The organism is Schlesneria sp., assembly GCF_036405755.1.
GTDB classification, from domain to species: Bacteria; Planctomycetota; Planctomycetia; order Planctomycetales; family Planctomycetaceae; genus Schlesneria; species Schlesneria sphaerica.
Genome location: NZ_DASWWZ010000610.1, coordinates 1 through 9,941, shown reverse-complemented (window position 1 = coordinate 9,941; position 9,941 = coordinate 1). Strand labels below are relative to the sequence as shown.

The window sequence follows — 9,941 nt, the reverse complement described above, 5'->3', positions numbered from 1 at the left end:
CCCCGGGTTGATGAGGAGAGAGGCCAGACGAAATTGTCGCTGTACCCGCGCTCAGTTTACGAGCGACGAGTTCAGGTCGTGTAGTCGGCGTTCAGTTCTACGTACTCTTTCGTGAGGTCACATGTCCAGAACCGCACCTTGCCGGAGCCATGGGTGAGCTTCAGATCAATTGTGACGACCCGGTTGTCGCGAAGACTTTTTGAGACCTGTGCGGCGTCGAACGCGACAGGAGTCCCGGACTCATACAATAGGAAGCCGTTAATGACGAGTGTCATGTCAGTTTCCAGGAGGGGGATTCCCGCATATCCGGCCGCCGAGATGATACGTCCCCAGTTCGGGTCGGCTCCGCAGATGGCCGTTTTGACCAGCGGGCTGTCGGCAATCGACTTCGCGATTACGAAGGCCTCGTCTCGATTGCGAGTGCCCGTCACATTCAGTTCAATAAAGTGGTGTGCCCCTTCGGCGTCTCGAATGATGTCGGTCGCCAGTTTGACAGCAACTTCGTCCAGAGCGTCCTGAAACGCTTTTTGATTCTCTGCTGAGGCCACTTCCGCACCCGAGGCTCCGTTGGCGAGCAGGACCACCGAATCACTGGTGCTTTCATGGCCGTCGACACTGATACAATTGAAGGAGTCCTGCACGCTATGTCGCAGCATGGTCTGGGCCGCGTCAACGCTCAGTTTCGCATCGGTCATGATGACACACAGCATGGTTGCCATGTTCGGAGCGATCATGGCGGCCCCTTTGCACGCTCCGCTGATTCGAATTTCACGCCCCTGGATTTTGACTGTAGCGGTCGTCAGTTTCGGAAACGTATCAGTCGTCATCATCGCCTGAGCGGCCTTCAGGAATGACTCGGGCGACTTGGCGAGTTCCTTTGCGGCGGCAGGGATTCCCGCCTCAAGCACTTCCATCGGCAGGAAGCGGCCGATCACTCCTGTTGACGCCACCAGGACGTCCTCGGAACTGACTCCGATCTGCTCGGCAAGCAGCGCGGTCATACGACGGGCGTCCTTAAGTCCCCGTTCTCCTGTCGCTGCATTGGAGTTACCTGAATTGATGACGACAGCTCTGGCCGTGGCGCGTGGCAACCGATCGCGGGAAACTTTGACAGGGGCTCCACAGACAAGATTGGTCGTGAAGACGCCCGCCGCGGTGCAAGGATGGTCGGAAACGAACAAGGCCAGGTCGAGTTTGGGAGCGTCGTTCTTAATTCCGCACCGGAAGCCTGCTGTGGAGAATCCGGCCGGAAGTGGAGTCTGTTCTGTCATATTCGCAGTCAGTCCTTGCAGCATTGGAACTGAATGGGTTGGGGGGGGGAGAAAGGACTCTCAGGCAATTGCACTGGATCACCTGGAGGTTTTGCCGCCAAGAATTCCTCAAGTTGACGGTCCCGCCGTTTAAAATAGCGTTGAGGTGGGGTGCGTGGCTATCCAGAGCCTGACACGGGAGTGCAGTTCCACGTTCGCGTCTGGTGGCAATCGAATGAGAGGCCCATGAATAAATCCGTCACCTTTGCGGGAGGCTGTCTTGGATAACACGCCCTGCAGTCGACTTGGCTGGATTTCGCGAAGTTCTGACGGTCGGAAGTCTCAGCTCACTCGACCGGATTGCGATCAGCTTGATAGACTCCGCCCACGTTCGCAGGGATACCGTCAGGTTCGAAAAGGGATTTAATGAACGATACCGTTCGCGTGCTGATTTTGGCTGTCGTCCAAGGAGTTGCTGAATTCTTGCCAATCAGTTCTTCGGGACATCTGGTTATCATTGATGAGCTCTTACGACAGGGAAAATCCGTCGAAGACGAGGCGATGACGCTCAATATCGTCCTTCACCTGGGGACTCTGGGATCGATTATCACTGTTTATTTTCAGCGTCTGAAGCGAATTATTCTTGAAGCAGATTTGCGCCTTTGTGCCGCGATTGTCCTGGCCTCGATTCCGGCAGGTCTGGTGGGAGTGCTATTTAAAAAGAGACTGGAACCGCTGTTTGAGAACGCCTGGATTGCTGGCTGCGGACTACTCGTCACGGGAACACTGCTGCTTCTCAGTCAGAGAGTAAAAGGGGGAAATTACAACGAAAAAGAGATGCCCTGGTGGGTCGCGCTGATGGTGGGGTGCTTCCAGGCTGTCGCTCTCGTTCCTGGAATTTCACGGTCGGGAAGCACGATTTCCGGAGGAATGCTGGCAGGACTTCAGCGGGAATCGGCAGGAACTTTTTCGTTTCTGATCGCGATACCGGCGATTGGGGGGGCTGCCTTGCTTGATGCGGTGAAATTGCTGAAGCAGCAAGGGGGCAATCCCGAAGCAATACCGGGTAGCGTCCTGCTGATGGGAATGATTGTTTCATTTATTGTCGGAATTATTGCTCTGCGTCTGCTTCTGAGCCTGATTTCAAAACAACGTCTCCACATTTTCGGCTACTACTGTCTGGCGGCCGGTACTGCTACGCTGATCTGGAAGGGGATGGGCCACTGATCTCAGCCCTGGCGAAGCTGTCGACAAAAAATCACTGACGTCTACTAACCTGATGACGCCATAATCGATCTGGAGGGAATCGATTGTGATTCCTTCCGGGATCGATTCGTTGGCGACGCGGGATCGACTTTTCCGTATCGTAATCCCACCTTAGTACATGGGGGAGCGAAACAACCTGTCATTTGAGGACTCGTTCAATGCGTATTGCCTATTTAGACTGTGCATCCGGAATCAGCGGCGACATGACGGTCGCGGCCCTGCTGGATGCGGGACTTGACCCGAATGCCCTTCGCGAAGGCATTGATTCGCTGAATCTGCCAGGTGTCAAAGTCCATGTCGACGCAGTGCAGCGCGGTGGATTTCGAGCGAAGCATTTTCGTGTTGAACATCCGGAACAGCATGTCCATCGGAACCTCAGCGATATTCGTCAGATTATCAACCGTTCCGAAGTTCTCAATGACAATCAGCGAGATCTGGCGCTGAGAATCTTCCAGACGGTTGCGGAGGCAGAAGCGAAGGTGCATGGCTCACCCGTTCACCAGGTACACTTCCACGAAGTGGGTGCGGTTGATTCCATCGTCGACATCGTTGCAGCAGCCATCGGGTTTGATCTACTGGACGTAGAAGAACTGTACTGCAGCCGCATCCCGACAGGACGGGGCGAGGTGAAAATCGCTCATGGTGTCTGTCCTATTCCGACTCCAGGAACTGCGGAGTTACTCAAGGGGATCCCCTTATCCGACGTTCCGGTCAATGCGGAACTGACCACGCCGACGGGGGCGGCCATTGTGAAGACCCTCGCCAGCCATTTTGTCGACGCTCTGCCCGAGATGACGATCGACACAATCGGTTACGGGGCAGGAACGCGCGACCTGGAGGGGCGAGCCAATATTCTACGGCTGATCATCGGTAAGACGGCGGGCGTCGAGTCGTCTGGCGATAGCGTGATGTTGCTGGAAACGAACCTGGACGACACTCAAGGCGAGATTCTCGGGTATACGAAGCGACGATTGCTTGAAGCGGGTGCGCTGGACGTTTACACGACCGGGATTCAAATGAAGAAGGACCGGCCAGCGGTCATGTTGAGTGTGATTTGTCGCTCGGAAGAGGTCGGAAAGCTGGAGTCCATCATCTTCAGCGAAACTCAGACATTTGGAATTCGGCGTCAGCGTGTTCATCGGTCAATTCGCGACCGAATGTCCTATACCGTTGAGACGGACTTTGGTCCGATCAAGGGAAAGGTCGGCTGGAGAGAAAACGAAGCGGCCGTCTTCAAGCCCGAATTTGACCATTGTGTCGAAATCGCCAAGGCACATGAACTGCCGCTTCGCGATGTCTACATGGCCGCTCAATTCGCATTCCACCTGGAAGACGACATCGACGACGACGAGGATGGGGATGACGAAGAGGGTGAACACGACCACGATCATGACCACGACTGCGGGCACGATCACGATCATGATCATGGCCACGATTGTGGACATGACCATGATCACAATCACTAGGACCGGGATCCATTCAGCCTTGTCTTGAACCCGAGTCTGCGAAGAGACCCGATCGCAATTGAAAGCGGTTTCTCTGCACAGAAATGGTCGATAGCGGGACCAATTCGAACTTGTAAACGATTTCAGGGGACGGGAGCTTGAGCAGATTTTCTGCATGCTCATGTCCCCTGTTTTGTGTAATGGCTTACCTGGGCGTGATTTCCAGCGAGTGGCAAGGTCTGCCTTCAAAAGAGGGAGCCGACGAGGTTCAAAACTACCCAGTTCAACAGGATTTCGAGCGACGTCCATATTTAGTGCTCAAAATTTGTATTGACCCCAAAATAGTCGATATGCTTTACATCCATCCTCATGACCGGTAAGTTTCGCCGGTCGTGAGGACGCCGCTGCCGCCAATCATCAATCAGGGCGAGCAGTGACCGTCGAAACGGTTCGAGAAGACTGTTGAAGCTCTTTTATGCACTTCAATGGATTCTGGAATACGACCTGAAGGATTCAGGTGGTGCTGTCAGAATGGATTCGCAAATCAGTCGTTAGATGGAGTTGGACGTCGTCAGGTGCTTCACTTGAGTTTCAAGTGACATTCTTAGTCGGTGCTCAGCCGTATTGGTAACGCAGATACTTGGTGTTTACGGAGTCTGTCGTCAGTCCGTGGTGAGGGGGGCGCGTCGCGTCCAGCGGATTGTTTCGGCATTGTTCATGGTTGTCAGTCTTGCACAGGATGTGCCACGTAGGAAAGGGATTTTATGAAGACGAAACCCGTAATTGGTATCAATGGTGACTATCGGCCTTCCCGTAGAGACGCTCTGGCTCTGAGCTGGTTCAACACCGGTTACTACGATTCTGTCGTTGAATCAGGTGGACTGCCAATGCTCATCCCACCTTACAGTAGTGACGATGATTTGAAACAGGCGCTGGAGATGTGTGATGGGATCGTGCTGGCCGGTTGCACGATGGACCTCGATCCAATGCGACTTGGCATGGAACCACATCCTCACACTCGCCCGATGCCCGCTCGTCGTGAAGATTTTGATCGCCGCTTGGCCAAGTTCGCCGTGGAAAAACGAATTCCGATCCTGGCCATTGGTGCCGGGATGCAGACCTTGAACGTCGTCTGTGGCGGAACCCTGATTCAGCACATTCCCGAAGCGGTTCCCCGTTGCCTGCACCATCGCGATCCTGTCGAAAGATACAACCGACATATCATTGAGATCGTCGAAGGAACGCGTTGCTGGGATATCTATGGTCCCGGCGAAATCCGCGTGAACAGCGAACACCATATGGCCGTCAACCGGCTCGCCTCGTGTTTCAAAGCTTCGGCTCACGCAACCGACGGAGTCATCGAGTGCTACGAGTCGATCGATCCTGACTGGTTCTGCCTGGGTGTACAATGGCATCCAGAAGACGATACGGCTTCAGCTCTGGACATGCAGATCTTCCAGGAATTCCTGGCCGCCGCTCATGGCAGCGAACCCACGATCCTCAAGATTCCTCAGCGAATGGCCGCATAATGCGGGCGTTGGGCCTGATTTGCCAATTTACAGTCACCCCGGCATTTTCGAGTGCCGGGGTGCTTTGTTATCTGGTGCGGAATCTTCATTGTTCCATCATACTCTGAATCACGTTTGCGACGGGGCGATTGTTCTGTGAGAGCATCGGGCCGGTAAAGGCTGTGACGAGAAACTGGTTTCATTCCTGGATTGTCGATGATGATTTCGAAAGAAGACAAAGAGCGACTGATCGGCCAGAGTGAAGCAGCCGACCGTGACCCCCAGTGGCCAGCTTCCTCCTGGAGCGTACTTGAGAAAACAGGCGCACTCCGTTGGTCCATCCCGCGCGCCTACGGTGGTGATGGGCTTGCTCCAGTCGATATTCTGATCCGAACTGAAGAGCTTGCCGCGTCGTGCCTGACCACGGCGTTTATTCTGAGCCAGCGTGAAGCGGGAGTTCGGCAACTGCTTAAAGGGCCAGAACACTTGCAGTCACGTTTTCTGCCTGCTCTCGCCCAAGGAAATATGTTCCTGACTGTGGGACTGTCACAGTTATCGACTTCCAGGCAGCATTTGGGGCCCTCATTGCGGGCAACTCCTCTCGAATCCGATGGCTTTCAGATCGACGGCGAGATTCCGTGGGTGACGGGAGCGGATGCCGCTGCCGTCATCATCATTGGGGCAACCACTTCGGATTCGCGGCAGATTCTGGTGATGCTGGAAACAAACCGACCGGGTGTCAGCATCGAACCTCCCCTGCCCCTGTCCGCATTGACCGGTTCGCGGACCAGTCTGGTCCGTTGTGTCCAAGTCGAAGTCCCTCCTGAAATGCTGTTGGCCGGCCCCGCGGAAAGCGTACTCGGCAAAGTTGGTGGAGGTGGATTGGAAACCTCCTGTCTGGCGATTGGCCTGTCCGCAGCAGCGATTGAATTCATCCAGCAGGAATCTGTGAAGCGTCCCGATCTCGCCGAGATTGCTTCCAAGCTGGATGCCAACAGACACGAACTAAGACAGCGACTGCACCTTTTCGCGACATCACCGCCGAGGGATTCTCAGGAAGTACTCACTTTGCGAGCAGACTGCACGACGCTCGCTTTACGATCCACGCAGACATCACTCATGATTGCGAAGGGGGGCGGGTTCGTTGCACCCCACCCAGCGCAACGATGGGCCAGGCAAGCACTCTTTTTCCTGGTTTGGTCCTGTCCGCGCCCTGTCGTCGAAGGGGTCTTATCGGAACTGACCACCTGACCGCACGGCTCGTCACCGCGCGGTCAGTGCGCTTTCGATAGGGCGTGAGGTTGCTAAGATGATAGCGTATTCGACAACACGGAATTGCGACCGCGAACAGGATAAACTGACATGTCTCAGGTCGTGATGGCGATCTTGATGACGCCATCGCGTTGATTTGCGAACAGGTCGTATGCCTCCTCAATCTGGTCGAGCTTGAATCGATGCGTTACAAATGGACGTAGATCGGCTCGCCCTGACTCCACAACATTCATCAGTCTTCGCATCCGCTCTTTGCCGCCCGGACACAGACTCGTAATAATTGAGTGGTCGCCGAGGCCAGCCGCAAACGCGTCGGGTGGCAATGTCAGCTTGCCAGAATAGACTCCCAGGCTGGACAGCACTCCACCCGGTCGAAGCACGCGCAGGCAACTCTCGAGTGTTGACTGGGTCCCCAGAGCTTCGATGGCCACATCTACACCACGGCCATTCGTCGCCGACAGGATCGCATCGACAGGGTTTTGTTCTCGAAAATTAATCGTTGTGTCGGCGCCGAGATGACGAGAAACCGTCAACCGCTCATTCAGTCCATCGACCGCGAAGAGCTGACTCGCGCCGCGAAGGCGTGCCCCGATCGTCGCACACAGGCCAATCGGCCCCTGAGCAAACACGGCAACGGAGTCTCCGATACGAACGCCCCCTCGCTCAGCTCCCACGAAGCCTGTGCTCATAATGTCGGGGCACATGAGGACCTGTTCGTCGGTCAGGTTGTCAGGGATCGGGGCAAGGTTCGCCATGGCATCAGGAATCAGGACGTACTCGGCCTGACACCCATCGATCGTGTTCCCCAGCCGCCATCCCCCCATCGGCTTACCGCCGCACTGGGACTGGTTGCCTCCCAGGCACGAGTGACATTGTCCGCAGGGTGTGATTGCGCCTGCGATCACACGTTGGCCAACGGAGTAGCCGGTCACGGCTGCACCAAGCTCTTCAATGACACCGACGGGCTCGTGCCCGATTGTCAGTCCACGCACAACGGGATATTCCCCTTTGAGAATATGCACGTCGGTACCGCAGATTGTTGTCGTCGTAACACGCATCAATGCGTCACGTGGACCGACCTGTGGGATTGGCTTGTCTGTTAGAACGATACGACCGGGTTCGACAAAGACTGCGGCTTTCATGGATCGTGTCTCCAGATCAGGTGATGCGGTAAAGTGTCTTCTGAACATCCAGTGAACAGATCATTCGTGAGAGGTCATTGCGGTTCCGATTTCTTCGAAGAGTTCGACCCAAGATAGCCAGATCTGATCCTCAATCGTTGCCGTACCTGCCTTTTTGAGAGCATCCAGCTCTTTTGGAGAGTGGTCAGGCCAGTGACCAATCCAGCCTTGGGAATATTCCCGGCTCTTGAGCAGGAAGTCTCGTTCATCGTCCTGGCTACACGTTAAAGGAAAGGTTTCTCCAATCACAATTGGCTTGCCCCAGTCAAATTTCTTCAACAGAGCGATTTCCTCGTCCACTTTTCCCGATTTGGGATACAGGTGGGGTGAAACAAAATCGAGATATTCGGAAGCTGCTTTATAGGCCCCGGGAAACGGCAACATCCCCATGGTGATGAGACGTGTCGGGTCGTGGCGACGAATGGAGGCCACCATCAGCGGCGTCCACTCGCGGTAGATCGCGTCGCCGTTTCGGTCACCCGGAGTGAGGCTTAAACGCTGACAAAACTCGACGTCTCCCATACGGCCCATATACCACCCCTCTTCCGGTTTCCCCGCAGCGCCCGGTTCGTTCACCAGATCATAGGCAAACACGGCGGGGCTGGAGGCACATGCACGAGCGATTGATTCCCAGAAAAAGGCCTGTGTCTTCCAGCGATCTGCCTCTGATAGCTTGTCGTACCATTCTGGCCGGTCCTTGATCTGGTAGTTCGCCAGTCCCGTAATTTTCAGATGGATCCCCGATTGCTGGGCGATGTCGAGCAACTGCTTGATTCCGTCGATGCCCTGCTGATCCACGTCACCCGGGCCCTGCAGGAGACGGGGCAGTTCGGGGTGGATCCGGGCGACGTTAGTTCCAGCCGCTTTCATTTCGGCGAATTCGCGCTTCACTCGCTCGGGGTCTTTCGAAAGCCGCTCGAGAATGTCAGCGGAAGCGTAATTGTGGCCCCAAGGAATGAATTTCTTTCCAGAGGGGTGCATCACGAAGCCCTTCAGATCGTTGGCGACTTTGACTGTCTCCATCGCGGTCGTCGGTGTTTGCTTTCCATTGTTCTCAATAGAATCTCCCTCCTCCGCGCGCGCGACGCAAAACTCACCTGAGAGCAGAACTAAAAGAATCGGAATGACGGCCTGATGGATTCTGATCATGGAATGACCCCGGCAAAATGAAATCAGCGTGGTCGCCTTGTGAACGCCCAAGGCCTGATTTCAAGCTAACACGATCTCGAGCAAGCTGCCATCAATTCCGATTTGCTGTCCTCACTCGTCGACCGGACCAGTGCACAACTGCGCCGCGGCTCCTTACACTGGCTATTCGGACCTCGTGGGAGCATTGTCTGAATTTGATCAGCGTGTCTAGATCTCGATCAGCTCGACTCGCAACCTGCCACGTACACACTGCGGTTATGAACCCGGGTTAGTCGCGCTTACTGGATTCGACACCGGCGCCCAGCGGGTCGACTACCGCCGGGGCAACATCAGATTTTGGGAGGGATCTGGTTCTAAATAAGCTGAAAGCGTTTGCACCCGGATCGGTCTTCAGGTTTCGGACCCGACTTTTGCAGTTAGTCGATTCTGGAGTACTGCAGCATGCGAACTTCGATGCGCCTGATTCGACGGAAGAGGTACCTCAACATGGCGAAGCGACAGGGCAAATCAAAGGCAACCGGGCAACGGGCGAGCTGGAAAGGGCAGCTCAGTTTTGGTCTGGTCTCGTTCCCCGTAGAGGCGTTCAACGCGCTGAATCGGCAGGATAGCGACATTCACTTCCACCAGCTTCACGCGAAGTGTCATCGTCGGATTCAATACGAAAAAGTCTGTCCAGTTCATGGCCCGGTGAAGGGAGACGAGATCGTTAAGGGTTACGAGGTATCCAGAGGAAAGTATGTTGAGTTCGACCCGGATGAACTGAGTGCGCTGCGGACTGAACGAGAAAAAGGCCTGCAGGTTGATGCCTTTCTTTCGCCTGAAACGATTGATCCCCTCTATTTTGACGGCCGGATGTACTACGTGCTTCCT

Annotated in this window: 8 protein-coding genes; 5 read left to right on the top strand and 3 right to left on the bottom strand. The window is 55.1% G+C overall.

Annotation, left to right across the window (positions count from 1 at the left end; translation table 11 throughout):
* Nucleotides 1-71: 71 nt before the first annotated feature.
* Complete coding sequence (gene argJ / locus VGE80_RS20190) at nucleotides 72-1,271, bottom strand: bifunctional glutamate N-acetyltransferase/amino-acid acetyltransferase ArgJ (RefSeq protein WP_440593908.1); 1,200 nt, start codon at nucleotides 1,269-1,271, stop codon at nucleotides 72-74.
* A 405-nt stretch (nucleotides 1,272-1,676) separates the two neighbouring features.
* Here argJ and VGE80_RS20185 point away from each other — a divergent pair, with 405 nt between their 5' ends.
* The 4 genes from VGE80_RS20185 (at nucleotide 1,677) to VGE80_RS20170 (ending at nucleotide 6,720) form a co-directional block, all read left to right on the top strand.
* The gene (locus tag VGE80_RS20185; RefSeq protein WP_440593907.1) at nucleotides 1,677-2,477 is read left to right on the top strand and encodes an undecaprenyl-diphosphate phosphatase; all 801 of its coding nucleotides are present in this window, start codon (nucleotides 1,677-1,679) and stop codon (nucleotides 2,475-2,477) included.
* A gap of 197 nt (nucleotides 2,478-2,674) precedes the next feature.
* Entirely contained in the window at nucleotides 2,675-3,982 is a 1,308-nt protein-coding gene (larC, locus tag VGE80_RS20180) for a nickel pincer cofactor biosynthesis protein LarC (protein WP_440593906.1), read from the top strand.
* Between the two features lie 743 nt (nucleotides 3,983-4,725).
* Complete coding sequence (locus tag VGE80_RS20175; protein ID WP_397570005.1) at nucleotides 4,726-5,490, top strand: gamma-glutamyl-gamma-aminobutyrate hydrolase family protein; 765 nt, start codon at nucleotides 4,726-4,728, stop codon at nucleotides 5,488-5,490.
* A 195-nt stretch (nucleotides 5,491-5,685) separates the two neighbouring features.
* Nucleotides 5,686-6,720, top strand: a complete 1,035-nt coding sequence (locus VGE80_RS20170) for an acyl-CoA dehydrogenase family protein (RefSeq protein ID WP_440593905.1) — start codon at nucleotides 5,686-5,688, stop codon at nucleotides 6,718-6,720.
* A 116-nt stretch (nucleotides 6,721-6,836) separates the two neighbouring features.
* On the opposite strand, the gene VGE80_RS20165 is transcribed toward VGE80_RS20170, so the two are convergent.
* Nucleotides 6,837-7,883 carry an NAD(P)-dependent alcohol dehydrogenase gene (locus VGE80_RS20165; protein ID WP_440593904.1) on the bottom strand — a complete coding sequence of 349 codons (1,047 nt, stop codon included), beginning with the start codon at nucleotides 7,881-7,883 and terminating at the stop codon, nucleotides 6,837-6,839.
* Between the two features lie 60 nt (nucleotides 7,884-7,943).
* On the bottom strand, nucleotides 7,944-9,071 hold the full coding sequence (locus VGE80_RS20160) for a cellulase family glycosylhydrolase (RefSeq protein WP_440593903.1): 1,128 nt from the start codon (nucleotides 9,069-9,071) through the stop codon (nucleotides 7,944-7,946).
* Between the two features lie 441 nt (nucleotides 9,072-9,512).
* Here VGE80_RS20160 and VGE80_RS20155 point away from each other — a divergent pair.
* Nucleotides 9,513-9,941 (top strand): Ku protein (locus VGE80_RS20155; RefSeq protein ID WP_440593902.1); only part of this gene is annotated, 429 nt, incomplete at its 3' end.

Excerpts from the sequence above, each read along its gene's own strand:
- argJ (WP_440593908.1), bottom strand. The coding sequence starts at position 1,271 with ATGACAGAACAGACTCCACTTCCGGCCGGATTCTCCACAGCAGGCTTC.
- VGE80_RS20175 (WP_397570005.1), top strand. The coding sequence starts at position 4,726 with ATGAAGACGAAACCCGTAATTGGTATCAATGGTGACTATCGGCCTTCC.
- VGE80_RS20170 (WP_440593905.1), top strand. The coding sequence starts at position 5,686 with ATGATGATTTCGAAAGAAGACAAAGAGCGACTGATCGGCCAGAGTGAA.
- VGE80_RS20185 (WP_440593907.1), top strand. The coding sequence starts at position 1,677 with ATGAACGATACCGTTCGCGTGCTGATTTTGGCTGTCGTCCAAGGAGTT.
- VGE80_RS20165 (WP_440593904.1), bottom strand. The coding sequence starts at position 7,883 with ATGAAAGCCGCAGTCTTTGTCGAACCCGGTCGTATCGTTCTAACAGAC.
- VGE80_RS20160 (WP_440593903.1), bottom strand. The coding sequence starts at position 9,071 with ATGATCAGAATCCATCAGGCCGTCATTCCGATTCTTTTAGTTCTGCTC.
- larC (WP_440593906.1), top strand. The coding sequence starts at position 2,675 with ATGCGTATTGCCTATTTAGACTGTGCATCCGGAATCAGCGGCGACATG.